We start from the raw sequence: 24721 nt of genomic DNA on the forward strand, positions 1-24721 counted from the left end.
ACCGGTGGAATATCGGGCAAAAACGGCCCGGCTTACGCCTCGATCGTTCCCTTGCGGAACAGGAGGTCGAAGTGCAGCACCTCCTTGGTGCGCGGGTGCCGCCAGGCCGGCCACGCCTCGATCAGCACGAAGCCCATCTGCGTCATCAGGGTGATGGCTTCCGGCACGACCATCTCGCCGGCATAGACTTCCGAAACGGCGACTTCCATCCGGACGGAGTCGATGCGCTTGAGGGAATTCGCCGCCCCCAGGATGACGTTGCGCTCGAACCCCTGCGTGTCGATCTTCAGATGCACTACGTCGTTTGCGGATGCCAGCCGGTCGAACAGGCTGTCGAGCGTCGTCAGGGCGACGGTCGCCTTCGCCTCGTAGCGAATGGGCTGGTGGATCGCCACCAGCAGGTCGGTCGCGGCCCGCAGCGAGCTTGACGCGCGGTTCTGCGAAATGCCGATCTCCGCCTGACCGTCCCGATCGCCCACCGCATAATTGAACGTCTGCCAGTCCCGGCCGGATGCCGCAGCGGCGGCCAGCTTCTCATAACATTCGGGGATCGGCTCGAAGGAGCAGATGCGTCCTTCCCAGCCCATGTCCCGCAGGCGCCTGCCGGTCTGTCCGGTATTGGCGCCGACATCGAGGTAAAGCGTGATCCCCCGCTTCCGCAGGAAATCGACCTCCTTTTCGAATTCGGTTTCGTCCCTTCTCTTCTTCCTGCGCCTGAAAATGCCGCGAAATAACGACCTGGCCGCCATGGCTCCCCGCAATGATCGAAATGGGTTGCGGCCGCGACTATTGGAACGCCGGTCCCGCGTCAAGCGGCTTGTCGCTTCACTGCGGCGATTGCGTCGCGCTTGTTCACGGGGCTTTTCCGGCCCTCTCCGTCGCCGGCCCCAGCAGCGCATCCAGCTGTCCCGCGAGCTTGCCGCCGTCCTCCCGGTCCTCCGCCATCTTCCGAAAAAGCCGCGCCATGCCGCGATAGATCAGCGAGGCGGGATCGTCGTCGCCCAGGAAGGCGGCGATCTCCTCCATCTCGGCGACCCAGCGATAGGCTTTCGGATACATGTCGGGCAGGGCATGGGTGAACTTACGGTCGAGGTCGGGCAGGCTCTCGGCGATCTCGCGCTTCAGGCTCTCGTCGGCGCCGGAGCGGATCGAGGCGAGCAGCATGGCGGTGCCGAGGCCCGTCAGCCCCTTGTTGATGCCGGCATAACACATCTTCAGCGCGGAAGCGGCGCCGATCGGCCCGTCGATCCGGCGGACTGACAGCCCGTGCGCGCCGAGCGCCGCGCTGCGGTTTTGAACGTCGCCGCTCACATAGATGCGCGGGCCGGCATCGCCGGGCTTCGGCGGCATGCCGATGATCGAACCGTCCAGAACCTCGACCGGGCTGCCGTCGAAGGCGCTCGCAACCTCCTTCATCGTGGCGGGAGAAATGGCGTTGCAGTCGATGACCACCACCGGCCTGCCGCTTTTGCGGGCCGCTTCCGCAACCTGCCGCGCGACGCTCACCGCCTCGGCCGGCGGCACGATCGACAGGACGATATCGGCGGCGACGATATCCTCCAGGCCGGCGGTTTGCATTCCGGCGGTCCGGGCCCGGTCCTTGGTGGCCGCGGAGCGGCCCTCCAGATAGGTCAGCACGGTCGCGCCGCCTTCGACGAGCCGCGCGCCGATGCCGCTGCCCATGGCTCCGGCTCCGATGACTGCGATTGTCGGCATGATCGAACTCCCTGAAACGAGGTGAAAAACGGGGAAGAAAAAAAGATGTAGGGCACGCGCCGATGACCGGCGAATGAAATAGTCATGATTATAATCAACAGGCTAGCACTTGCGTCGCCTTTTTCGGAAAAAACTTTCGTACTCTCTCATCCCCGCTCTCAGGACCCCTGCCTATACTGTGCCCGTCCCGCATCGGATACGCTGGCAGGCGTGCCAGTGAGGCGGGGCCGGCGCGGTGCGGGAGGATAGGACGCAAAGCCTCCCGCATCGGGTTCGCGGAACATGGTTTCCCTCCGGCGACACGGGAGAAGCGATGCGGTTACGGACCGGCCTTTTCGCTTCCGATGCCCGAAAAAGCGCGCCGGGCGTGCCTGTGCGGCACACATGAGGGCTGACCCGGATGGTTTCGCCGGTTTCCGGTCTCAATTCCCGGATCAGGTCCGGGAACGAAACCGGCGGCAAAGGACCGTCCGGTCCGGCCTTCGCAGAGGAACCGAAGTCGCGGGCACAAATAGCTGAACGGGGCGCTGAGAGGTGTCACCTACTACTTAACTACGAGGCAGCTTTCAGCGCCCCGTCCGATCCTCGGGTCACCCTCGGGTTTAACCCGAGGGCGAGGATGACGAAGACCGCCTCGTCCTCCTCGGGAGAGCGAAGCGAAAACCGAGGATCACCCGAGGGCGACCAACGAAAAAATGCAGATGGCGCCAAGGGTGGAATCCGTCTTGCGGCATGACGTTAATTTCTGGACAAAGCCGACCCCGTCGCCTAACCAATCCCTTGAAAAGACTGAGGGAGAATGGGGCATGGCGATCAAGGACGTGAAGGCGGGCCTTCGCAACGAGGAAGGCATCAGGACGGTGCTCGGCATCCTCAAGCAGGCCTTGGGGGAACGTTTCCAGACCGGCCAGTCGTTCCGCGAGCAGCATGCGCACACCACCACCTACCTGCCGGCCCAACTGCCGGACGGGGTCGTCTTCGCGGAAGGCGCCGATGACGTGAAGACGGTCGTCAAAGCCTGCGCCGCGCATCGGGTGCCGATCGTGCCCTTCGGCATCGGCTCTTCGCTGGAGGGCCAGGTCAATGCTCCTTCCGGGGGAATCTCCATCGATTTCAGCCGCATGAACAAGGTGCTCCGCGTCAGCCCGGCGGATCTCGACGTCACGGTGGAGCCCGGCATCACCCGCGAGGAGCTGAACCGGGAACTGCGCGATACCGGCCTGTTCTTCCCGATCGATCCGGGCGCCAACGCCTCGATCGGCGGCATGGCGGCGACGCGGGCGTCCGGCACCAATGCCGTGCGTTACGGCACGATGAAGGACAACGTGCTGTCGCTCACCGTCGTCACTGGCGACGGCGAGGAAATCCGCACCGCACGCCGCGCCAAGAAGTCCTCGGCGGGCTACGATCTCACCCGGCTTTTTATCGGTTCGGAAGGTACGCTCGGCGTGATCACCTCGATCACCCTGAAACTGCAGGGCATTCCGGAAAAGATCGGCGGCGGGGTCTGCGCCTTTCCGAGCGTCAAGGCAGCCTGCGATGCGGTCATCATGACCATCCAGATGGGCATTCCGGTCGCCCGCATCGAACTGCTCGACGACGTGCAGATGCGCGCCTGCAACGCCTATTCGAAACTCTCCTATCCGGAGCGCCCGACGCTCTTCCTCGAATTCCACGGCACGGAGGAAACGGTGGCGCTGCAATCGGCGCAGTTCGCCGAGATCGCCGCCGAATGCGGCGGCGACGAATTCCAGTGGACGGCGAATGCCGAGGAGCGAGCAAAACTCTGGAATGCTCGGCACAATGCCTATTGGGCGAGCCGTGCGCTGGCGCCGGAACTCGACGGGCTGTCGACCGATGTCTGCGTGCCGATCTCGCGGCTTGCCGAATGCGTCGCCGAGACCCAGGCCGACATTGCCGCGCAAGGCCTGCTCGCGCCGATCGTCGGCCATGCCGGCGACGGCAATTTCCACGTCCTGGTCCTCTTCGACGGCAAGGACCCGGTATCGGTCGAAAAGGTCGAGGCCTTCATCGCGCGGCTCAATCACCGGGCGCTCGCCATGGACGGCACCTGCACCGGGGAACACGGCATCGGCCAGGGCAAGATGGCCTTCCTGGAGGAGGAACTGGGCGGCGCGGTCGGCCTGATGCGGTCGATCAAGGCAAGCCTCGATCCGCAGAATATCTTCAATCCCGGCAAGATCTTCCGGCCGGAAGGCCCGAATGCCGAATGACGGGCTCCCGGAAGCTTGACTTGCCTGGCGGGCCGATGGAACTACTCTTGCTGGGCGGATAAAGGAAACGAAGACGGTGCTCGGACGCATCCTTGTGGCGATCGGTGGTCTGGTGGTGGTGGCGCTGTTTTCGGCGCTGCTGGCGCCGTTCTTCGTCGACTGGTCGAGCTTCCGCGTCGGTTTCGAGGATCAGGCAAGCCGGATCCTCGGCAAGAAGGTTTCCGTCCACGGCAGCGTCGATGCGCGCATCCTGCCGTTTCCGTCCGTCACGCTCCACGACGTGCGGGTGGGGGCCGATACGGATGGCCAGCCGCTGGTACAGGTGGCACAGTTTTCCATGGATATGGAGCTTGCGCCCTTCCTTTCCGGCGAGGCGCGGATCTTCGACATGCGCATCGAGCAACCGAAGGCGCGCATCCGCATCCTCAAGGACGGCACGCTCGACTGGATGAGGGGCGGCCGCGCTTCCATCCCCGCCCGCACCGTCGTCATCGAGGACGTGCATGTCAGCGGCGGCGAGATCGATGTGATCGACGAACAGTCCGGCCGGTCGCGAAAACTGACCGCCGTCTCGGCCGATCTTTCCGCCGCATCGCTGCGCGGGCCCTGGCGGGGGGAGGGCAATGCGACCCTCGAAGGGTATGAAGCAAAGTTCAGCCTGGCCAGCGGTACCGCCGATGCCGAGGGAAAACGCGTGCCGCTGCGTTTGAGGCTCTGGCCGGATGCGCAGCCCGTCGAGGTCAATCTCGACGGAGAACTGGCGATCGCCGACAACAGGCCGACCTATAACGGCACTTTCACCTTAGGCTTCCTGCAGGAAGAGGACGAGACGGAGCCGGTGAAACCGCCGCCGCCCGGCCCGCGCGCCAAGGGCGGCTTCGAACTCACCAACGAGCGCATCCGCATCCCGCAATACCGGCTGGAAGTGGGGGCGACCGACAATCCATACGTGGTGACCGGCGAGGCGACGCTCGATACTGGCGACAAGCCGGAATTCCTGCTGACGGCCGATGGGCAGCAGATCGACGTCAACCGGCTCGGCGAAGGCACGCAGGCCAAGACGGGCCGCGATGCCGCCGCGTCCGCCCACAGGCGCATCAACAATTTCATCCGCATGGCGGCTTCCATCCCGATCCCGCAGGTGCCGGGCCGCGCCAGCCTCAAGCTGCCGGCGATCATCGTCAACGATACGACGATTCGCGACATCCGGCTGGACATCCGGCCTGCCGGACGCGGCTGGGCGGTCGATAACGTCGTGGCCACCCTGCCGGGTCGCACCCAGCTCGAAGCGAAGGGCAGCCTCGCCCTGCGAGACCGGGTCGCCTTCGTCGGCGACATGCTGCTGGCGTCCAGCCAGCCGTCCGGGCTTTCCGACTGGCTTTCCGGCCGCGTCGATCCGGCGATCCGGCAGCTCCGGTCCGCCGGTTTTTCGGCGCGCGTCAACCTGACGCCGGACCTGCAGCGCTTCGACAATCTCGAACTGGCGATCGGGCCGGCGACGCTGAAGGGCAGGCTGGAGCGCCAGTCGCCGCAGAACCAGACGCCCAATCTCTCGATGGCGCTTGCGGGCAACGAGATCGATATCGACGCCATGCGGGCGCTCGCCTCGCTGCTGACCGGTGACGACGCGGGTCAGGACGTGCTCGATCATCGCATCGCGGCGAGCCTCAAGGCGGATCGTTTCACGGCCTTCGGCGTGGCGGCCAACAATGTCGACACGGCCTTCACCATGGCCGGCGGCGTGCTGTCGCTTGAACGCCTGACCGTCGGCAATGTCGAGGGGGCGACGGTTTCCGCAAGGGGGCGGATCGAAGGCTCGCTGCTCGCCTATGTCGGCAGCGGCAGCCTGAATTTCCGCTCCGCCGATCCCACCGCATTCCTGGCCATGCTGCGCGACCGGCTGCCGCCCCATCCGGTCCTGCAGCGGCTCGCCGCCAATGCCGGCTGGTTCGCCAATACGGATGTCGGCGCCAACCTGACCGTCGGTGGAAATGCCGGCGGGGTGGAAGTGGCCGTTAACGGCAAGTCGAACGGCAGCGCGGTGAAAGCCGACCTGAAGCTGCCCGGCCTGTTCGACCTGACGGGCAGCGACAACATGACGTTTACGACGTCCCTCGAAAATCCCGATCCGTCGATCCTTCTCGGGCAGGCGGGCCTCGATCCGCTCCTGCCCGGCGGCGACGGCGCCGGCCGGCTCGCCTTGAGCCTGCAGCAGGGCTCAGGCGGTGCGGCGAGGGCGGATCTCACCTTCAGGACCGAAAAAACCTCGCTCGAATTCAAGGGCGACGTGAACATCCAGGACCAGGGTTTCGGCGAGGGCAGCGGACACCTCACGCTGAAGAGTGCGGATCTCGAACCTTATCTGTTCATCAACGGAGTCAGCCTGCCGGAATTCGGCATCGGCCTGCCGGTGGCCCTGGACGCCGATATCGGCGTGCTGCCGGATGCGGTCAGGATTTCGAACCTGAAGGGCACGGCGGCGGGCAACAATTTCAGCGGCGGCATAAGCGTCGACCGCAAGGCGCCCGGCCTGCCGGCAACCGGTTCGATGAATGTCGATACGCTCGATCTTGCCTGGCTTGGCGAAGCGATCTTCGGTTCCGTCAGCGATCCGAAAAGCGGTTCGTTTTCGGCGAAACCCTTGCAGCAGCCGATCTTCGGGAGCACCGATGTCGCGCTCGACTTGCATGCCCGGGCGTTCCGCACCGGCGCTTTCGGCACTATCCAGGATTTTTCCGCCAGAATGACCCATCGCAGCGGTGGCATCACCCTTGAGAACGGCGCGGGCACCTGGCGGGGCGGCAGGCTGACGGGCCGGCTGATGATGTCGAACGGCAATGGGATCGGACTTCTGCAGGTGCGGCTTTCCGGGGAGAATGCCGATCCGGCGCCTCTGTTGTGGACCGCCGCGGGACAACCGGTTGTCAGCGGAAGGCTGGGCTTCGACCTCTCGGTCGAATCGACGGGCAAGAGCGTTGCCGAACTGCTGGGCGCGGCAAGCGGCTCGGCCGAACTGCGGACGAAGGGGTTGAGTGTCGCGGGTCTCAATCCGGACGCGCTGAAGCCCCTCATGGCCGAGGTGGACAAGCTGAAGGGCGAGGTGACGGAAAACCGGGTGAGGCCGCTGGTGGCCGGTCTCATACATCGCGGCACCGTTGCGTTCGGTGATGTCACCATTCCCGTGACCATCACGGCCGGCGAGGCGCGGGCGCAGAATATCGCCGCGGCGGTCGGCACGACCAGATTTGCCGGCGAGGGCCGTTTCGATCTTCTCGAAGACAGCATGACTGCCGATCTCGCCATCACCTATGATGCCGGCGAGGAAGCGCTTGCCGGCGGCGATCCGACGATCCGGCTCAATTATTCCGGCGACCTCGGCGGGCCGATGGAGCGGCTCGACATCGGGGCGATGACCAACTTCCTGTCGCAGCGCGCCTTCGAGCAGGAGCGCCGGCGGGTCGAGACGCTGCAGGCAAGCGTGCTCGAAAAGCAGCGCCTGCGCCGCGAAGTCGTTCTCTACAATTTCCAGGTCGTCGAACGCCAGGCGGCGCGGGCGAAAGCCGAAGCCGAGGAGCGGGCCCGCCAGCAGGCGGCGGAAGCGGAACGCCAGAAGCAGCAGGCGGCAGAAGCCGCCGCGCGCGCGGCGGAAGAGGAACGGCAACGGCAGATCGGCCCGCCGCCGCTCATCCTGCCGCCGACGGACGGCGCGCTGCGCCCGAACCTGCCCGGCATTCCGCCTGCGGACGGATCGAACCTGCCGGGCGTCCAGCGGTAGGTGTGGTCCGCGCGGTGATCCTTGGACCGGAGCCTTCGCGAATACGGAAATCCGACGTACGAAGTCAGCCGGTCGCTGCGGTTCGGCCGATGGGCATAGCTATCTGGAGGACCTGAACGAATTCAGCACATGCACCCGCAATGCCGAGGAGAGATTGCTGCCGGGCTGCCGCCGGTCGTCGATCTCGGCGATCAGGTTGGCGAGGCTGACGCCACGCGCCGCAGCGATCGCCTTCAACTCGATCCAGAACTCGTCTTCAAGCGAAAAACTGGTGCGATGACCGTGAAGCGTCGCGGAATGTTTACGGATCACGAAGCTCTCCGGACTGCGGAACAGGTTGGGCCTATTCAAACCGGCGGGTCTTTCGCGTCAAGCCGGCCATCCTTCAATGCCTAACGAATGGTTTACATCCACAGGCGGGTGTTTCAATCGTCTTCGGTCGATTTTTCCAGCCGGCCCTGATCGAGCGTCTTTTCGGCTTTTTCGTTCAGCGTGCGGGTGAGGGATTTTTCGGCCTTGCTGCGGCCGAACGAAAGGCGGTTCTGCTCCGCTTGCTTTTCCTTCTCAAGCCTCGCCTTGTCCTTGCGGAACTGGCGCAGGTTGACGATCTCGGCGCTCATGGCTGACGCGCCTCCCGGCGCTATTGTTTCTTGCGGAAGGAATCGAGCGAGATGACGGAGCCGGGCTTCTTCTCTTCACCGGGCTTGCCCTCGGTCTCGGCGGGTTTCGCGACGGCTTCGACCGGAATGGCGGTGATCTCCGCCGAGGCGTTCTCGTCCTCGTCGGCGAGCGGCACTTCGAATTCGAGTTCGAAATTGACCGACGGATCGTAGAAGCCGCGGATCGCATTGAAGGGGACGACGAGGCGTTCCGGGGTATCGGAGAAGGAGAGACCCACTTCGAACTGGGTGTCGGAAACCTTGAGGTCCCAGAACTGGTGCTGGATGACGATGGTCATCTGCTCGGTATATTTCGCCTTCAGGTGCTGCGAGATGCGCACGCCCGGGGCACCGGTCAGGAAGGTGATGAAGAAATGATGATCGCCCGGCAGGCGGCCGGTGGCCGCAACCTCGGACAAAACCTTACGGATGACGCCGCGCAATGCGTCCTGCGCCAAAATGTCGTAACGGATGTGATCCTGCCCCATACGGTCCTGTCTTTCCATTCTCTCGTCTTTTAGTCAGACGCGTTATGCCATGCCGGCCCGGCGCGGGGAAGCCCCGCGAGCTGTTCCGAGTCAGCACCATAGTATTCGACTGAGGCGGGAAGGTGAAGGCTTCTGTTGCCAGGTGCCTTCGGACCCCGCCTTACGGGGCTAACCGTAAGGACTTCAGAGCGGAATTCCCGCACCGCCATTAGGCAGCGAGAGCGTATTCCTTAGCGTTGTTGTCGTTTGCAACTACACTTTTTGACCCGATAACGGTGGTATCATGCCGAGCAAAAGTTCGATCTTTACGCCCTTGTCGATCCTATTTCGCCCCCATCAAAAGCCGGTCCGCAAGGTTTTCCAAGACGACCGACCGGTTTTTGGTGGAGGCGCCGGGTACCGCCCCCGGGTCCAATAGGTTTATTACACCGACCGTTTATTGCCATAGCCGGACGGGTGTCCGGCATCCCTCATATAGGCGCTTCCCGTGCTTATGAAAAGGGGTTGCGCAACATTCGAAATCGCTTCTACAACATCGTCTCGTTAAGTGTTCCCGTCACGGGCGCTCAAAAGAGGAGTGGGAGATGAGTGAATATTTCGACGACGTGAAGAAATATGACGGCGGCGCCGACGAGGCGGTGGTGGACAGGATCGTCAAGCACCTGGGGATCGCGCTTCGCAACCGGGATTCCGCCAATGTCGCCGCAAGCGACAAGACCGAACTCGACCGCGTCGTCGCCAACTGGTGCGGCAAGAAGCTCGGCGTGACGGGCGAGGCTGCGGAAAGCGCGGTTGCCGCCGCGGCCAAGACCATGGCCGCAGACCGCTCGAAGTCCCGCGTGACCTTCTATTACCTGGTCGCCAAGGAACTGGGCAAGCTCGAGACGCTTTGACGTCAAGGGGTCGGGTGAGCGATCTCGCCCGGCCCTCTCCAACCAAGCAGTGACCGGAATTTCACGAACCCGGAGTTCCGGTCATTTTCGGCAGATGCGTCGGGATGGTTTTTCCGACTGGCCACCCGTCCGGTCGGTCAACAGTTGAGCAAGGCATGCCGGGGACGCGCAATGCGCAGGCCAGTCCGTCCGGCGCATCCGGGACCGAGGAGGCGACACAATGGGCAAACGGATCGTATTTACCGGAGGCAGCGGCAAAGCGGGGCGGCATGTGGTGCCCTATCTTCTCGACCAGGGACACGAGGTCTTCAATCTCGACCTGAAGCCGTTCGACCATCCCGGCGTCAACACTCTCATCACCGACCTGACCGACAGCGGCGAAACGTTCAACGCGCTGTCCATGCATTTCGGCTTCAAGGGACTGGAAAGCGGCAAGGGGCCGGCGCCGGTCGATGCGGTGGTGCATTTCGCCGCCGTGCCGCGCATCCTGATGCGACCGGACAATGCAACATTCGCCGCCAATACGGTATCGACCTACAACGTCATCGAAGCGGCGATGAAGCTCGGCATCCGCAAGGTGATCATTGCGTCCAGCGAGACCACCTACGGCGTCTGCTTCGCAGAAGGGGACAAGGATTATCACTCCTTCCCGCTCACCGAGGACTACGACGTCGATCCGATGGACAGCTACGGGCTGTCGAAGGTCGTCAACGAGAAGACGGCGCGCGCCTTCTCCATGCGCTTCGGTGCGGACATCTACGCGCTGCGGATCGGCAACGTGATCTCGCCCGAGGACTATGCCCGCTTCCCGGCTTTCCTCGCCGATCCACCGTCGCGCAAGCGCAATGCATGGAGCTATATCGACGCCCGCGATCTCGGCCAGATCGTCCATCTCTGCGTCGAAAAGGACGGGCTTGGCTATCAGGTCTTCAACGCCGTCAACGACACGATCACGGCCGACGAGCCGACCGGAGCTTTTCTCCGAAAGTGGGCTCCCAACACGCCGATCACGGGCGAGCTCGGCGAGTTCGAAGCGCCGATCAGCAACCGCAAGATCCGCGAAGTGCTGAACTTCGCGGAGAACCACAACTGGCGGAAATATGTGACCCGATAGGTCGAGGTTTCCAAAATCACGGGCTGAAAATACCGGGGAAAGCCAACGCGGCGAGATTGGTCGGGCGGCGGCATGCTATTATGTAGCCGACGACCATGGAATCGGCGCACTGTCCTCGCCGGGCGCGAACATGCCCGAGAACGGACATCGCGGAAGGACATAGCCTTGACCCTGAGACATCCGGAATATCAATATCTCGACCTCATGGCGCATCTCCTGGAGAACGGTGACAAGCGGATCGACCGCACCGGCGTCGGCACGCTTTCGATGTTCGGAGCGATGATGCGCTTCGATCTTTCGGACGGCTCGTTCCCGGTCTATTCGACCAAGCGGGTCTACTGGAAGACCGCCGTCAAGGAGATGCTCTGGTTCCTGACCGGCCAGACGAACATCCAGTCGCTGCTGCGCGAAAACGTCCGCATCTGGACCGACTGGCCGCTCGCCGCCTACCGCAAGGCGACCGGCACCGAAATCTCGCAGCAGGATTTCGAAGACAGGATTTTGGCGGACGACGGTTTCGCCGAGGAATGGGGTGATCTCGGCCCGGTCTACGGCAAGCAGTGGCGCCGCTGGAAGGGCGCCGACGGCAAGGAATACGATCAGGTGGCGGAAGTCATCGAACTTCTGCGCAAGAACCCGTCGAGCCGCCGCATGCTGTTCCATGCCTGGAACGTGCCGGAACTCTCGCAGATGGCACTGCATCCCTGCCATATGACCTACCAGTTCCACGTCTCCAATCTCGGTGGCGACGGCCTGCCCAAGGTTTCCATGATGGTCAGCCAGCGCTCCTGCGACATGGGGCTCGGCAATCCCTTCAATATCTGCCAGCAGGCGGCGCTGCTTGCCATGGTGGCGCAGCAGGTGGACATGCAGCCCGGCGAACTCGTCTGGGTCGGCGGCGACGTGCACCTCTATCTCGACCATCAGGATCTTGCGAGGACCGTGCTGGAAAGGGAACCGCGGCCGTTTCCGAACCTGAAGCTGCTTCGCCGCCCGGACAGCATCGACGGGTATACGATCGACGATTTCGAGGTGACGGGCTACGATCCCTATCCGGCCATCGAGGCGCCGGTTGCCGTCTGAGGAAGAAAGACGGCGTGATCGGCCACGACTTTTTCATCGTGCCCGCCCGCGGGTTTAACCCGAGGATGCCCGGGCATCTGCGAACGTCGCGCTTTTTTGATACATGGGCAGATCCTCGGCACGAGGCCGAGGACAACGTTGGATAAAAGGGGAAGGCCGATCAGCCCGGCCATTTCCAGTTCCGGATTTCGGGCATGTCCTCGCCGTGTTCGCGGACATAGCGGGTGTGCTCTTCAAGCCTGCCATTCAGCATGCCGATCACGGCGGCGGCCTTTTCCTTCAGGCCCGGCACGCGTTCGATCGCCTCGATGGCGAGATGGAACCGGTCGAGCTGGTTCAGCACCGTCATGTCGAAAGGCGTCGTGGTCGTGCCTTCCTCGACGAAGCCGCGCACATGGATGTTGCGGTGGTTGGTGCGCTTGTAGGTCAGCCGGTGGATGAGGTAAGGATAGCCGTGATAGGCGAAGATCACCGGACGGTCGGTGGTGAACAGCCGGTCGAAGGCGTCGTCGCTCAATCCGTGCGGATGCTGGTCCGGCGACTGCAGTGCCATCAGATCGACCACGTTGACGACACGGATTTTCAGCTCCGGAATTGCCGCGCGCAGCAGTGTCACCGCCGCCAGCGTCTCCATGGTCGGCACGTCGCCGGCGCAGGCCATGACCACGTCGGGCGCCACCGCGCCGTCCTCGTTGCCCGCCCAGTCCCAGGCGCCGATGCCGGCCTCGCAATGCTTCACCGCCTCGTCCATCGTCAGCCATTGCGGTTCCGGCTGCTTGCCGGCGACGATGACGTTGATGCGATCCCAGGTCTTCAGGCAATGATCGCCGACCCAGAGCAGCGTATTGGCATCCGGCGGCAGGTAGATCCGCACGGTATCGGCCTTCTTGTTGGCGACGAGATCGACGAAGCCCGGATCCTGGTGGGAAAAGCCGTTATGATCCTGCCGCCAGACATGCGACGTCAGCAGATAGTTGAGCGAGGAGACGGGTTTGCGCCAGGCCAGCTCGCGGGAGACCTTCAGCCATTTGGCATGCTGGTTGAACATCGAATCGATGATATGGATGAAGGCTTCGTAGCAGGAGAAGAAGCCGTGCCGGCCGGTCAGGAGATAACCTTCGAGCCATCCCTGGCAAAGGTGTTCGCTCAGGACTTCCATGACGCGGCCGTCACGCGACAGGTGCACGTCGTAGGGCTCGATCGCCTGCATCCAGACACGGTCGGTGACTTCGAAGACGGCCCCGAGCCGGTTGGATTCCGTTTCGTCCGGCCCGAAGATGCGGAAATTCGCATTCGCATCGTTGAGCTTCAGGATGTCGCGCAGGTATTGCCCGAGGATTTCGGTGGTCTGCACCATGGCGGCGCCGCGTTTCGCGACCGGTACCGCATAATTGCGGATATCCGGCACGACCAGCTCCTTGCGCAGGAGGCCGCCATTGGCATGCGGATTGGCTCCCATGCGCCGTTCGCCGCCCGGCGACAAGGCGCGCAGCTCCTCCTTCAGGCGGCCATTGGCATCGAACAGGTCCTCCGGGTCGTAGCTTCTCATCCAGTCTTCGAGGATTTTCCGGTGGCCTTCGTTCTCCCGGCAACCGGCGACCGGCACCTGATGGGCACGCCAGAAATCCTCGACCTTCTTGCCGTCCACCTCCCTGGGGCCGGTCCAGCCCTTCGGGCTTCTCAGCACGATCATCGGCCAGCGCGGGCAGGCGTCCGGCGCCTTTCCGTCACGAGCCTGCGACTGGATGGCATGGATGCGATCGAAGACCTGGTCGAACATCGCCGCCATCTGGCGGTGCATCTGCTCCGGCTCGTGGCCTTCCACGAAGAAAGGCTCGTAGCCGTAACCGCGGAAGAGATGGTCGAGGTCTTCATCGCTCGTCCGGGCAAGCAGGGTGGGGTTGGCGATCTTGTAGCCGTTCAGATGCAGGATCGGCAGGACCGCCCCGTCGCGGACCGGATTGATGAACTTGTTCGACTGCCAGCTTGCGGCGAGCGGACCGGTTTCGGCCTCGCCGTCGCCGACGACGCAGGCGACAATCAGGTTCGGGTTGTCGAAGGCGGCGCCATAGGCGTGCACCAGCGCATAACCCAGTTCGCCGCCCTCGTGGATGGAGCCGGGCGTTTCCGGCGCCGCATGGCTCGGTATGCCGCCCGGAAAGGAGAACTGCTTGAAGAGCTTTTTCATGCCCGCGGCGTCCTCGGAAATCTCCGGATAGATTTCGCTGTAGGTGCCTTCGAGATAGGTGCTGGCCACCATGCCGGGGCCGCCATGGCCGGGGCCGCAGACATAGATCATGTCGAGATCGCGTTTGCGGATGACACGGTTCAGGTGGGTGTAGATGAAATTCAGGCCGGGCGTGGTACCCCAGTGGCCAAGCAGGCGCGGCTTGATGTGTTCGGCCTTCAGCGGCTCGCGAAGGAGGGGATTGTCGAGCAAATAGATCTGTCCGACCGAGAGGTAATTGGCGGCCCGCCAGTAGCGGTCCATGAGCGCCAGCTCTTCGTTGCCGATCTCCGGCGTCGCGGGCGAGGGGGTGTTCGGCTGCATGTTAAAGCTCCTTCGAATGATCCGTCGAAAAATCTGTTGCGGTTCTACCCCGGGGTGAAAGGCATGGTGATGATCTAGGTCAGGAAGGGCCGGTCTTTCTTCTCGATCACGGAGAGGCATTCCTCGGCGATCACCTGCTCCTCGTCCGTCGGAATGACGTGGACGGCGATGCGGCTGGCGGGCGTGCTGATCTTCGAGGCGTTCCTGTCGTTCTCCGCGTCGTCCAGTTCGACGCCGAGCCAAAGCAGGCGGTCTGCGATCTGCCGGCGGATCTTCGGCTGATTTTCCCCGATGCCGGCAGTGAAGACGAGGGCGTCGAGCCCGCCGAGCGTGGATGCCAGCCGGCATATTTCTCCCGCGATCCGCAGCACGAAGAGATCGATCGCCTGCCGCGCCTCCTCGCTGCCGTCGTCGAGAAGTTCGCGGATGTCGCCGCTCGATCCCGAGACGCCGAGCAGGCCGGAGCGATGGTAGAGCATGTCCTCGACCTCTTCGAACGATCTGCCGAGAGGTCCCAGGAAATGCAGCAGGGCGCCCGGATCGAGCCAGCCGGGGCGGGTCGCCATCGGAATGCCGTCCAGCGTCGAGAAGCCCATGCTGGTATCGCGGCTTTGGCCGTCTTTGACGGCGCAGAGGCTGGCGCCGCTGCCGAGATGGGCGATCACCACCTTGCCGAGAGCGATGTCCGGCGCCTTCCGTGTCAGTGCTCCCGCCACATGGCGGTAGGAAAGCCCATGGAAGCCGTAACGCTTGATGCCTCTGTCGTGATAGGCGCGCGGTATCGCGAGCCGCCGCACGAGGTCCGCCTGGGTGGCGTGGAAATCGGTGTCGAACGACCCGGTCTGGAAGAGGGCCGGGCGGAGATGCCTGAGCGCCTTTACCAGCCGCAATGCCTGCGGCTGGTGCAGCGGCGCGAGTTCCGTGAGCGACCTCACCTTTTCGATCGTCGCCGTGTCGAGCGCGGCCGGTCCGTCGAAGATGTCGCCGCCATGGACGATGCGATGGCCTGCCGCGGCGACCGCATCGAGGTCGAAATGGGCGCCGAGCTCGCGGAAGACCTCGTCGATGAGTTCGGCGAGATCCTCGCCGGCCTCCTTCTTCAAGGGCAGGTCGAACTGCGCCGGGCCTTCCTTGAGATGCAGGGTCAGGGGCCTTGCGGCGAGATCGACGACCGCCTTTCCGATACGCTCCGGCTTTCCCTCGGCCAGCCTGAAAATGCCGATCTTCACGCTGGAGGAGCCGGCGTTGAACGTCAGGAGAAGCTTGTCCGTCATGCGACGCCCCTTGTCTCGTGGCCCGGGCCGATCCGCGTTGCAGCCTCGGCCGAGGCCGGCGCCGCTGCAAGGCGGCCGGGGATCGACGGAAGGATAGGGGCGCGGGCCGCAAGAACCAGTGCATTCGCGCCGGCAAAATTGACCAAATGTTGGGCGAGCATAAAACGGGCCTCGCGTGAAGACGATTTTTTGCCGGGCAGGCCGGCTGGCCGTGCCTTGTTGCCCTCGGCGGCGGCGCCTTTCCTTGACGTAACGCAAGGCGGGCTCCGGCGTCATGAAGAATTGATCTTGCCGGTGCAGGCTCGACAAGACCTCAATACGGGAAAGAGACGATGTTGGAACCAGTCGAAGATACTTCCGGTGTTGCGGGCGGTCTTGCCGGTCTCGGCGAGGAAATTGCAGCGCTCCGCAACGATATATCCATCCAGGGTGCTTCCCGGTTCGAGGCGTTCGTCGGGACCGGCAGCCCGGCGGAAGACAAGCGGGCCAGCCTGGACAATCTGTGCCATTACCTGTCGCTGCGGCAGCACGATCTCAGGGATCTGCAGAGAAAGCTGATGTGGCGGGGATTTTCGTCCCTCGGCCGGCTGGAGAGCCGCGTCCTTCCGACGATGGATGCCGTTCTTGCGGCAATTGCGGCCATGCGCGGCGTCGATCCGCCATTTCCGCCGCCTTCGGAAGAGCAGTTCTTCCGGGGCGAGCTCCTGCTTAGGCAGGCGACGGACGAGCTTTTCGGACCGCCTCGCGCCGGGCGGCGCGGCCGCATCATGGTGACGCTTCCGAGCGAGGCCGCCGGCCAGCCGGACTTCATTCTCGATCTCGCCCGGCGCGGCATGGACGTGGCGCGGATCAACTGCGCCCATGACGACGAAAAGGCCTGGGCGGAAATGGCAAAGCACATAAGGGCGGCGGCTGGGACCCTCGGCCGTCCGCTGACGATCCTCATGGACATCGCCGGACCGAAGATCCGCACGGAAACGGTGGCTGCGGAAAAGGGCGCCAAGCTGCAGACCGGCGATCTCCTGCGGCTGGTCGCGAGCGGCGCGCCATATGCGACGCCCGAGGCGCCGTTCTGCGCCGCCGTTTCACTGCCGGAGATCGTCACCCGGCTGTCGGTCGGAGACCGCCTCCGCTATGACGACGGCAAGCTGGAGGGGGTCGTCGAAAGCGTCACGGACGGCGAGGCGCTGGTGCGCATCGGCCATACGAAGACGGGCGGCGCCAAGCTGAAGCCGGAAAAGGGGCTCAACCTGCCCGACACGGCGCTCGGGCTCTCGCCGCTGACCGCCAAGGACCATAACGATCTCGCGACGATCATCGGGCATGCCGACATGCTCGGTTATTCCTTCGTCAGCCGGCCCGAGGATATCGACCTCCTGGAGGAAGCGCTTGCCGAATTTCCCCGTCGGGACCGGGCGCTCGGCCTGATCGCCAAGATCGAACAGCCTGAGGCGGTCACCAACCTGCCGGCGCTCATCGCCCGCGCCCGCTGCCGCAACCGGCCCTTCGGGGTGATGATCGCCCGCGGCGACCTGGCGGCCGAGATCGGCTTCGAGCGCGTCGCGGAAATGCAGGAGGAAATCCTCTGGATCTGCGAAGCGGCGGCGGTGCCGACCGTATGGGCGACGCAGGTTCTGGAAGACCTGGTGAAGGACGGCCTGCCCTCACGGGGCGAGATGACCGACGCCGCCATGGCCGCCCGGGCCGAATGCGTGATGCTCAACAAGGGGCCGGCGGTGGCCGAGGCCGTGACACTGCTGGACAGCCTGCTGGCCCGCATGGACGGCCATATCTTCAAGAAGACACCGACCCTGCGGGCGCTGAAGTCGTGGTAGCGCGGTGACGGCCGTGCCCGTTGACCCACGTCAAGGTCGCGAAGCGGGCAGGGTGGCTTGCTTCGGACAGGCGGTTTGGCGAGGACGAACAGGATGATGACCGAAGAGCAGGACGGCACGATCGCCTTTCTGGCAGATCCGGCCACCCACGGCGGGTTGGAACCGATAAACATAATCCATACTCACATTTCTGTGATCGTTCTCGTCGGCGATCGTGCTTTCAAGATGAAGAAGGCGCTGAAGCTGCCCTATGTGGACTTTTCCACCGCGACGATCCGTGAGGAGGCCTGCCGCAAGGAAGTCTCCTTCAACCGGGAAACCGCCCCCGGCCTTTATCTCGGCGTGCGGCGGATCACCCGCTCGGCCGGCGGCGCTCTGGAATTCGAAGGAGACGGGCCGCTGGTCGATGCGGTCGTCGAGATGACGCGGTTCGAACAGGAGCAGCTTTTCGACAGGATGGCCGTCGCCGGCCGGCTGACGCCCGCTCTGATGACGGAGGCCGCACGGATGATCGCCGAATATCACGGCAAGGCGCCGGTCGTTGCCGCCGGCGGAGGCGCCGACAATATCGCCGCCGTGCTCGACATCAATGACGCGGGTTTTGCCACCAGCAGCGTTTTTGCTCCGGAGACGATCGCCGCGCTCGGCGCGCGATTTCGCTCGGTGCTGCGCCGCCATGCGCCGCTGCTCGATCGCCGGGCCGAAGGCGGCAGGGTGCGCTGTTGCCACGGGGATCTTCATCTTCGCAATATCTGCCTTCTGAACGGAAAACCCTGCCTCTTCGACTGCATCGAGTTCAGCGCGCAGATCGCCACGATCGACGTTCTCTACGACCTCGCCTTCCTGCTCATGGATCTCTGGCATCGTGGCTTTCCCGAGTTCGCCAATCTTGTGATGAACCGCTATCTCGATGAGACGGGCGACGAGGAGGGGTTTTGCCTGCTGCCGTTCTTCATGGCGGTGAGGGCGGCCGTTCGCGCCCATGTCACGGCGACGCAGGCCGAGGAGCCCGGCCAGGACCTCGACAGGCTGTCGGGGGAGGCGAAATCCTATTTCGACCTGGCGCAGGCCCTACTCGGGGACAGTGCACCGCTTCTCGTGGCGATCGGCGGCCTGAGCGGTTCGGGCAAGTCGACGGTCGCCGACTGCCTGGCGCCGCGGATCGGCGCCGCGCCCGGCGCAAGGATGGTCGAAAGCGACCGGATAAGAAAGGCGCTGCACGGCGTGCCGGCGGAAACGAGGCTGCCGGTCACGGCTTATAGTCCCGAGGTTTCCGCGAAGGTCTATCAGGAGATGGTCCGGCGCGCCGAAACCATCCTTGCACAGGGCGGTTCGGTGGTAGCCGACGCCGTTTTCGACGATCCGGCCAAGCGCCATCTCATTGAGAATGCGGCCGCGGGTGCCGGCAATGTGCCGGAGTTCCTCGGGATCTGGCTCGATGCCGACCCGGCGCTGCTGATGCAGCGGGTCAGGCGCCGCGTCGGCGGCCCTTCGGATGCGAATGCGGACGTGCTGGCCGGTCAGCTTGCCCGCAATCCGACGGACGTCGCATGGCGGCATGTCGATGCGTCGCAGCCGCCGGACGCGATCGTCGCCGCCATCCTTTGCCGTTAAGAGGCGCCACACTACCGTCCGGCGCCCCATTCCGATCAGGCGGATGCGAAGTCCAGCACCATGCGGCCGTCGATCTTGCCGTCCTTGAGGTGCTTGAAGATGTCGTTGATGTCTTCGAGCGGCGCCTTGTGGATTTCGGTCCTGACCTTGCCTTCGGTGGCGAAGGCGATCGCCTCGTCAAGGTCGCGGCGGGTGCCGACGATCGAGCCGCGCACCGTGATGCGCTTCAGCACGACGTCGAAGATCGGTGTCGGGAATTCTCCGGGCGGCAGGCCGACGAGGCTTACCGTTCCCTTCCGCCGCACCATGCGGATCGCCTGGGAGAACGCGGGAGGAGAAACGGCGGTCACGAGGATGCCATGCGCGCCGCCGCCGGTCGCGGTGAGGACTTCTTCGACCGCGGTCAGAGCACGGGCGTCCACGGCGAGGTCCGCTCCGAGGCTGCGGGCAAGTTCGAGCTTTTCGGCACTGACGTCGAGGGCGGCGACCTTCAGTCCCATCGCCTTGGCATACTGGACGGCGACATGGCCGAGGCCGCCGATGCCGGAAATCGCCACCCATTCGCCGGGACGGGCTTCCGTTTCCTTGAGCCCCTTGTAGGTTGTCACGCCGGCGCAGAGAATGGGCGACATCGCCGCGAAATCGACATCCTGCGGGAGCCGGGCGGCGAAGGCCGCGGAAGCGATGACATATTCGGCGAAACCCCCATTGCAGCTGTAGCCGGTATTGTGCTGGTGCTCGCAGAGCGTTTCCCAACCGGTCTCGCAATATTCGCAGCGCAGGCAGGCATCGTGGAGCCAGGCGACGCCGACCGCGTCGCCTTCCTTGAATTCCGTGACGCCGGGGCCGAGTTCGACCACCACGCCTGCGGCTTCGTGCCCGGGGATGAAGGGCGGCGTGGGCTTGACCGGCCAATCGCCATCGGCGGCGTGAAGGTCGGTGTGGCATACGCCGCAGGCCATGACCTTGACGAGGATTTCTCCCGGCCCTGGAACCGGTACCGGCACGCACTCGATTGCGAGAGGTTTGCCGAACTGATGCACGACGGCAGCTTTCATCATCCTGGCCATCTCTGTCTCCTTCCTGTGGGAACAACGGTGTCGGCCGGGACTTTTCGACAAAACCGGCGCCCGCTCATTGACCCAGCGCAATGGTCAAGACTGCCTGCATCGGATGCCATGCGGGGCTTTTGACAACGGTCAATGCGCAGGTGGCGAAACGTGGCAGGCTGAAGGACCGACGACCGGCGGGGCCGGTCTCGGCAGCTTTTCCGGCGGAGTGATGGGATGGAGATGGAATGCGATGCAAGAGAGCTGAGCGAAGCGGATGTCTATCGCGCCTTTGCGGTCATTCAGCACGTCATGCCCGGTTTTGATCTGGAAGCCTGGAAAACCCTGACGGCCACGCCGGCCCTCCGGTACAACTGGCTGACCGTCACCGACCCGCAGGGCTACATACGCGGCCTCTGCCACGTCTTCCTCAGCCAGCATCCCGCCCTGGGACGCCAGCTCGAAGTGCCGATCTTTGCATCCGTCAGCCTCATCGACGAACAGGGTGTCGTCAAACGACTCTTCGAACTGGCCGAGAGGCGTGCAAGGCAGGAAGCATGCGATTCGATGCATTTCTGGCCGGCCGGTTCGCTGGACTGGAACAACGTCCTGAACCTCAGGCAAAGCGGCTCCTGGAGCCAGGGGCTGGTCTATCGCCTGCCGGCCGAGCGGGGGCCGGTCATCCACTGATCTTTCCGGTGAATACGTAACCGACCCCGCGGACGGCCTTGATGAGTTGAGGCTGGCTCGCGTCGGCTTCGATCTTGCGGCGGAGCCTTACGATCTGGGCATCGACGGTCCGGTCAAAAGCCTCAAGCTGGCGTCCGCGGGTGGCGTCCATCAGGAATTCCCGGGTGAGCACCCGGCCGGCATGCTGCACGAATGTCGCCAGCATGTCGAATTCGCCGGTGGTGAGCTCCACCTCGGCGCCTTGGGACAGCAACTGGCGGCGTGCCAGATCGAGCGTCCAGCCTTCGAACCGGATGAGCTTGTCGTCGTCGGCATTCTGCTTCGGAGCCGCAGGCTGGCGGCGCCGGAGAATGGATTTCAGCCGGGCATGCACTTCGCGCAGGTGAAAGGGCTTGGCGATATAATCGTCCGCGCCGATCTCGATGCCGATGATCCGGTCGATGACGTCGTCGCGGCCCGTCAGCATCATGATCGGCACGTCGGACGTGGTCCGCACCTCTCGGGCAAGGTCCAGTCCGTCCTTGCCGCCGGGCAGGGAAAGATCGAGAAGGATGATGTCGACATTCCGCAGCTTCAACTGCGAATGCATTTCGCTGCCGTCCGCGGCGCCGCTGACGGTATAACCTTCGCCCTCGAAATAGCGGGTGAGCATCTGGCGGATCCTGTCGTCGTCATCGACGACGAGAATATGTGCGGCGTCTGGTGGGCGAAATGACATGGATAAGGAAACCGCGTCGTTACAATCTGTTGCACAAACGAACCGTCTCGAATACCGCTAGCATTGGCCGGCCTGGCCGTTCCGGTCAACCGGCTTCATCCCGCAAACGGAGACAATGCTATTTTTTCACAAGTGGTTCGAACGCACTCCATAAGCCGAATTCTGCATTTGCCTATGAGACATATTGCCTATTGGCGGCAGCTTGCCGGGAGCTGACATGACAAAACCTACTCTTGCCGTCATCGTCGCGGTGTCGCGCAACGGCGTGATCGGCCGCGAGGGCGAGATGCCGTGGCGGCTTTCGACCGATCTCAAGCGTTTCAAGGCCTTGACGCTCGGCAAGCCGGTCATCGTCGGGCGCAAGACCTTCGAAAGTTTCGGGGGCAGGCCGCTGCCCGGCCGGCCGCACGTGATCATTACCCGCAACCGCGAATTCTCCTTCGACGGCGTCGAGGTCGCCGAATCGCTCCGGGACGCCATCCGCCGCGCTGAGCACAAGGCCGCCGAAACCGGCGCCGATTCAATCTACGTGCTCGGCGGCGGCCAGATCTATGCCGAAGCGATCGGGATCGCCGACACATTGTACGTCACGCATGTCGAGACCGAGATTTCCGACGGCGATACGTTCTTCCCGGCGATAGATCCGAGCGCGTTCGAGCTGATCAAGGAAGTTTTCGTTCCGGCAGGCGAGAAGGACAATTATCCGACGCGCTTTGCCACCTACCGCCGCCGAAGCGCGGCAAACTGAAACATTTCGTTACCAAACACCGGGAAGTTATTGACGCCGCGTTGAAAGCGGCCCGCGTCATACCTATAACGGGCAATGGCGCGGCCCCCCTTCACACGGCAGGGTCGAGGCCCGGGAGAGATACGAACAAAGAGGTTTTGATGCCCTGGAGCAATCAGAATGGCGGCGGCGGTCCTTGGGGCGGCGGCGGCGGCAATAATCAGGGGCCCTGGGGGCAGGGACCGAACCGCCCGCGCGGCGGAGGGAGCGGCGGTCCGCCCGACCTCGAGGACATCATCCGGCGCAGCCAGGACCGGCTGCGCGGCGTGATGCCGGGCGGGTTCAACGGCGGCGCGTTCGTCATCGTGCTCTTGGTGGTCGTCGCTTTCCTGGCCTTCCAGTCCGTCTATACCGTGCAGCCGGACGAGCGCGGCGTCGAACTGAGGTTCGGCCGCCCGAAGGACGAGATTTCCATGCCGGGCCTGCATTTCCATTTCTGGCCGCTGGAAACCGTCGAGATCGTCAAGGTCACCGAGCAGCAGCAGAATATCGGCGCGTCGCGCGGCTCGAGCTCGAATGCCGGCTGGATGCTGACCGGCGACCAGAACATCGTCAACGTGCAGTTCTCGGTGCTGTTCACCGTCACGGATCCTAAGGCCTATCTCTTCAACCTGGAGGCTCCCGCCTCGACGCTGCAGCAGGTCTCCGAAAGCGCCATGCGCGAAGTGGTGGGCCGCCGCCCGGCGCAGGACATCTTCCGCGACAATCGCGAAGGCATTTCGACGGAAGTGCGCAACATCATCCAGGGAACGATGGATACCTACGGATCCGGCATTTCGATCAATGCCGTGCCGGTCGAGGACGCCGCGCCGCCGCGCGAGGTCGCCGATGCCTTCGAAGAAGTGCAGCGCGCGGAGCAGGACGAGGACCGGTTCGTCGAAGAGGCGAACCAGTATGCGAACCAGAAGCTCGGCCAGGCCCGCGGCCAGGCGGCCCAGGTCCGCGAAGAGGCTTCCGCCTACAAGGACAAGGTGGTCAACGAGGCGCAGGGTGAAGCACAACGCTTCGTGTCGATCTATAACGAATATGCCAATGCGCCCGACGTTACCCGCCGGCGCATCTTCCTCGAAACCATGGAAGCGGTCCTGAAGCACTCCAACAAGATCATCCTGGATAGCAAGGACGGCGTCGTTCCCTATCTGCCCCTCAACGAGATGATGAAGCCGCAGGGGCCGGCCCAGCAGGGAGCCGTCCGATGAATTCCAGCCGACTTCCCGCATTCCTCATCGGGCTCGCCGTCGTCCTGGTGCTGCTCTATTCGTCGATCTTCGTGGTCAACGAGCGCGAACAGGCGATCGTCGTCCGCTTCGGCGAGATTCAGGACGTGAAACGCGAGCCGGGCATCTATTTCAAGCTGCCCTTCGCCTTCATGGATGCCGATCGGGTCCAGTATGTCGAAGACCGCGCCCTGCGCTTCGATCTCGACAATATCCGGGTGCAGGTCCGCGGCGGCGCCTTCTACGAAGTCGACGCCTTCGTCGTCTACTCGATCACCGACCCGCGTCTCTTCCGCGAAACGGTATCGGGCGACCGCGATTCGGCCGAATCGCGCCTTCGCACCCGTCTCGATGCGGCGCTGCGCCGTGTCTATGGTCTCAGGAACTTCGATGCGGCACTCTCCAACGAGCGGTCTTCGATGATGCAGGAGGTCCGCACGGACCTCACTTCGGCGGCCGAGACCCTCGGACTGGCGATCCGCGACGTGCGCATCCGCCGGACCGACCTGACCCAGGAAGTTTCGCAGCAGACCTTCCAGCGCATGAAGGCCGAGCGTCTCGCCGAGGCCGAACTGATCCGCGCCCGGGGCAACGAGCAGGGCCAGCGGCGACGGGCGATCGCCGACCGCCAGGTGGTCGAACTGGTCTCCGAAGCGCAGCGCGATTCGGAAATCCTGCGCGGTCAGGGCGATGCCGAGCGCAACAAGATCTTCGGGGAGGCCTTCCAGCGCGATCCGGCCTTCTTCGAGTTCTACCGCTCGATGCGCGCCTATGTGGCAGCTCTTGCCGACAACGGCACGAGCCTCGTGCTTTCGCCGGATTCGGAGTTCTTCAAGTTCTTCAACTCCTCGGGGGGCGACCTGCCCGGGCCTCGGCCCGCGCCGGCTCAGCCGGCAGCGCCCGCAGCCCCGGCCAACTGACGCGACGGCTTCGGGGCGGCGGAGAGCCGCCCCTTTTATGGGAAGACGGTCCACAGGCGTGACGAGCAGAGGGCGCAATACTCACGAAAAGGTAATTTCCTCCG

20 protein-coding genes and 1 other RNA gene are annotated in these 24721 nt (G+C 64.0%); 11 read left to right on the top strand and 10 right to left on the bottom strand.

What is annotated here, in order from left to right:
* Positions 1–32: 32 nt before the first annotated feature.
* Both DMO26_RS13225 and DMO26_RS13230 read right to left on the bottom strand, forming a co-directional pair.
* Positions 33–749, bottom strand: coding sequence for an FkbM family methyltransferase (locus tag DMO26_RS13225; protein WP_162894874.1), 717 nt, complete (start codon positions 747–749; stop codon positions 33–35).
* A gap of 103 nt (positions 750–852) precedes the next feature.
* Positions 853–1716, bottom strand: a complete 864-nt coding sequence (locus tag DMO26_RS13230; RefSeq protein ID WP_117192536.1) for an NAD(P)-dependent oxidoreductase — start codon at positions 1714–1716, stop codon at positions 853–855.
* An 806-nt stretch (positions 1717–2522) separates the two neighbouring features.
* Between DMO26_RS13230 and DMO26_RS13235 the strand changes: the two genes are divergently transcribed.
* Both DMO26_RS13235 and DMO26_RS13240 read left to right on the top strand, forming a co-directional pair.
* Positions 2523–3950: an FAD-binding oxidoreductase gene (locus DMO26_RS13235; protein WP_117192537.1), complete on the top strand. Its 1428-nt coding sequence runs from the start codon at positions 2523–2525 to the stop codon at positions 3948–3950.
* Positions 3951–4026: 76 nt separating this feature from the next.
* Positions 4027–7725, top strand: coding sequence for an AsmA family protein (locus tag DMO26_RS13240; RefSeq protein WP_117192538.1), 3699 nt, complete (start codon positions 4027–4029; stop codon positions 7723–7725).
* Positions 7726–7824: 99 nt separating this feature from the next.
* Here DMO26_RS13240 and DMO26_RS13245 read toward each other — a convergent pair whose 3' ends face one another.
* From DMO26_RS13245 to ssrA, 4 genes are all read right to left on the bottom strand, one after another.
* The gene (locus tag DMO26_RS13245) at positions 7825–8037 is read right to left on the bottom strand and encodes a ribbon-helix-helix domain-containing protein (RefSeq protein WP_117192539.1); all 213 of its coding nucleotides are present in this window, start codon (positions 8035–8037) and stop codon (positions 7825–7827) included.
* A 113-nt stretch (positions 8038–8150) separates the two neighbouring features.
* Positions 8151–8345 carry a DUF4169 family protein gene (locus tag DMO26_RS13250; RefSeq protein WP_117192540.1) on the bottom strand — a complete coding sequence of 65 codons (195 nt, stop codon included), beginning with the start codon at positions 8343–8345 and terminating at the stop codon, positions 8151–8153.
* A 20-nt stretch (positions 8346–8365) separates the two neighbouring features.
* Positions 8366–8872: an SspB family protein gene (locus DMO26_RS13255; RefSeq protein ID WP_117192541.1), complete on the bottom strand. Its 507-nt coding sequence runs from the start codon at positions 8870–8872 to the stop codon at positions 8366–8368.
* Between the two features lie 121 nt (positions 8873–8993).
* Positions 8994–9376, bottom strand: a transfer-messenger RNA (tmRNA) gene (gene ssrA / locus DMO26_RS13260).
* A gap of 80 nt (positions 9377–9456) precedes the next feature.
* On the opposite strand from ssrA, the gene DMO26_RS13265 reads away from it, so the two are divergent.
* From DMO26_RS13265 to thyA, 3 genes are all read left to right on the top strand, one after another.
* Positions 9457–9765, top strand: coding sequence for a DUF2853 family protein (locus tag DMO26_RS13265; RefSeq protein WP_117192542.1), 309 nt, complete (start codon positions 9457–9459; stop codon positions 9763–9765).
* A 220-nt stretch (positions 9766–9985) separates the two neighbouring features.
* Positions 9986–10879 (top strand): NAD-dependent epimerase/dehydratase family protein, encoded by an 894-nt coding sequence (locus DMO26_RS13270; RefSeq protein ID WP_117192543.1) that lies wholly within the window; start codon positions 9986–9988, stop codon positions 10877–10879.
* A gap of 165 nt (positions 10880–11044) precedes the next feature.
* Positions 11045–11962 (top strand): thymidylate synthase, encoded by a 918-nt coding sequence (thyA, locus tag DMO26_RS13275; RefSeq protein ID WP_404947047.1) that lies wholly within the window; start codon positions 11045–11047, stop codon positions 11960–11962.
* Between the two features lie 160 nt (positions 11963–12122).
* Here the strand turns inward: thyA and DMO26_RS13280 are convergent, their stop codons facing one another.
* On the bottom strand, positions 12123–14513 hold the full coding sequence (locus DMO26_RS13280; RefSeq protein ID WP_117192545.1) for a phosphoketolase family protein: 2391 nt from the start codon (positions 14511–14513) through the stop codon (positions 12123–12125).
* A 74-nt stretch (positions 14514–14587) separates the two neighbouring features.
* Positions 14588–15787, bottom strand: a complete 1200-nt coding sequence (locus DMO26_RS13285) for an acetate/propionate family kinase (RefSeq protein ID WP_117192546.1) — start codon at positions 15785–15787, stop codon at positions 14588–14590.
* A 332-nt stretch (positions 15788–16119) separates the two neighbouring features.
* On the opposite strand from DMO26_RS13285, the gene DMO26_RS13290 reads away from it, so the two are divergent.
* Positions 16120–17622: a pyruvate kinase gene (locus DMO26_RS13290; RefSeq protein ID WP_117192547.1), complete on the top strand. Its 1503-nt coding sequence runs from the start codon at positions 16120–16122 to the stop codon at positions 17620–17622.
* Between the two features lie 93 nt (positions 17623–17715).
* Positions 17716–19236 carry a bifunctional aminoglycoside phosphotransferase/ATP-binding protein gene (locus tag DMO26_RS13295; protein ID WP_117192548.1) on the top strand — a complete coding sequence of 507 codons (1521 nt, stop codon included), beginning with the start codon at positions 17716–17718 and terminating at the stop codon, positions 19234–19236.
* 35 nt (positions 19237–19271) lie between these two features.
* Here DMO26_RS13295 and adhP read toward each other — a convergent pair whose 3' ends face one another.
* A complete protein-coding gene (gene adhP, locus DMO26_RS13300; RefSeq protein WP_117192549.1) occupies positions 19272–20306 on the bottom strand; it encodes an alcohol dehydrogenase AdhP in 1035 nt (344 codons plus the stop codon).
* Between the two features lie 216 nt (positions 20307–20522).
* Here adhP and DMO26_RS13305 point away from each other — a divergent pair, with 216 nt between their 5' ends.
* Positions 20523–20975 carry a hypothetical protein gene (locus DMO26_RS13305; protein ID WP_117192550.1) on the top strand — a complete coding sequence of 151 codons (453 nt, stop codon included), beginning with the start codon at positions 20523–20525 and terminating at the stop codon, positions 20973–20975.
* On the opposite strand, the gene DMO26_RS13310 is transcribed toward DMO26_RS13305, so the two are convergent.
* Positions 20965–21693: a response regulator gene (locus tag DMO26_RS13310; RefSeq protein ID WP_117192551.1), complete on the bottom strand. Its 729-nt coding sequence runs from the start codon at positions 21691–21693 to the stop codon at positions 20965–20967. The genes DMO26_RS13305 and DMO26_RS13310 overlap by 11 nt on opposite strands.
* 217 nt (positions 21694–21910) lie before the next feature.
* On the opposite strand from DMO26_RS13310, the gene DMO26_RS13315 reads away from it, so the two are divergent.
* From DMO26_RS13315 to hflC, 3 genes are all read left to right on the top strand, one after another.
* A complete protein-coding gene (locus DMO26_RS13315; protein WP_117192552.1) occupies positions 21911–22441 on the top strand; it encodes a dihydrofolate reductase in 531 nt (176 codons plus the stop codon).
* 140 nt (positions 22442–22581) lie between these two features.
* A complete protein-coding gene (hflK, locus tag DMO26_RS13320) occupies positions 22582–23679 on the top strand; it encodes an FtsH protease activity modulator HflK (RefSeq protein ID WP_117192553.1) in 1098 nt (365 codons plus the stop codon).
* A complete protein-coding gene (gene hflC, locus DMO26_RS13325) occupies positions 23676–24617 on the top strand; it encodes a protease modulator HflC (protein ID WP_117192554.1) in 942 nt (313 codons plus the stop codon). The genes hflK and hflC overlap by 4 nt, the downstream gene beginning before the upstream one ends.
* Positions 24618–24721: the final 104 nt, after the last annotated feature.

It is taken from the genome of Rhizobium terrae, from assembly GCF_003425685.1.
Lineage (GTDB): Bacteria > Pseudomonadota > Alphaproteobacteria > Rhizobiales > Rhizobiaceae > Neorhizobium > Neorhizobium terrae.

Coding starts and splice junctions, on each gene's coding strand:
- DMO26_RS13225 (WP_162894874.1), bottom strand. CDS start 749: ATGGCGGCCAGGTCGTTATTTCGCGGCATTTTCAGGCGCAGGAAGAAG.
- DMO26_RS13230 (WP_117192536.1), bottom strand. CDS start 1,716: ATGCCGACAATCGCAGTCATCGGAGCCGGAGCCATGGGCAGCGGCATC.
- DMO26_RS13235 (WP_117192537.1), top strand. CDS start 2,523: ATGGCGATCAAGGACGTGAAGGCGGGCCTTCGCAACGAGGAAGGCATC.
- DMO26_RS13250 (WP_117192540.1), bottom strand. CDS start 8,345: ATGAGCGCCGAGATCGTCAACCTGCGCCAGTTCCGCAAGGACAAGGCG.
- DMO26_RS13255 (WP_117192541.1), bottom strand. CDS start 8,872: ATGGGGCAGGATCACATCCGTTACGACATTTTGGCGCAGGACGCATTG.
- DMO26_RS13265 (WP_117192542.1), top strand. CDS start 9,457: ATGAGTGAATATTTCGACGACGTGAAGAAATATGACGGCGGCGCCGAC.
- DMO26_RS13270 (WP_117192543.1), top strand. CDS start 9,986: ATGGGCAAACGGATCGTATTTACCGGAGGCAGCGGCAAAGCGGGGCGG.
- DMO26_RS13280 (WP_117192545.1), bottom strand. CDS start 14,513: ATGCAGCCGAACACCCCCTCGCCCGCGACGCCGGAGATCGGCAACGAA.
- DMO26_RS13285 (WP_117192546.1), bottom strand. CDS start 15,787: ATGACGGACAAGCTTCTCCTGACGTTCAACGCCGGCTCCTCCAGCGTG.
- DMO26_RS13290 (WP_117192547.1), top strand. CDS start 16,120: ATGTTGGAACCAGTCGAAGATACTTCCGGTGTTGCGGGCGGTCTTGCC.
- DMO26_RS13295 (WP_117192548.1), top strand. CDS start 17,716: ATGATGACCGAAGAGCAGGACGGCACGATCGCCTTTCTGGCAGATCCG.
- adhP (WP_117192549.1), bottom strand. CDS start 20,306: ATGGCCAGGATGATGAAAGCTGCCGTCGTGCATCAGTTCGGCAAACCT.
- DMO26_RS13305 (WP_117192550.1), top strand. CDS start 20,523: ATGGAGATGGAATGCGATGCAAGAGAGCTGAGCGAAGCGGATGTCTAT.
- DMO26_RS13310 (WP_117192551.1), bottom strand. CDS start 21,693: ATGTCATTTCGCCCACCAGACGCCGCACATATTCTCGTCGTCGATGAC.
- DMO26_RS13315 (WP_117192552.1), top strand. CDS start 21,911: ATGACAAAACCTACTCTTGCCGTCATCGTCGCGGTGTCGCGCAACGGC.
- hflK (WP_117192553.1), top strand. CDS start 22,582: ATGCCCTGGAGCAATCAGAATGGCGGCGGCGGTCCTTGGGGCGGCGGC.
- hflC (WP_117192554.1), top strand. CDS start 23,676: ATGAATTCCAGCCGACTTCCCGCATTCCTCATCGGGCTCGCCGTCGTC.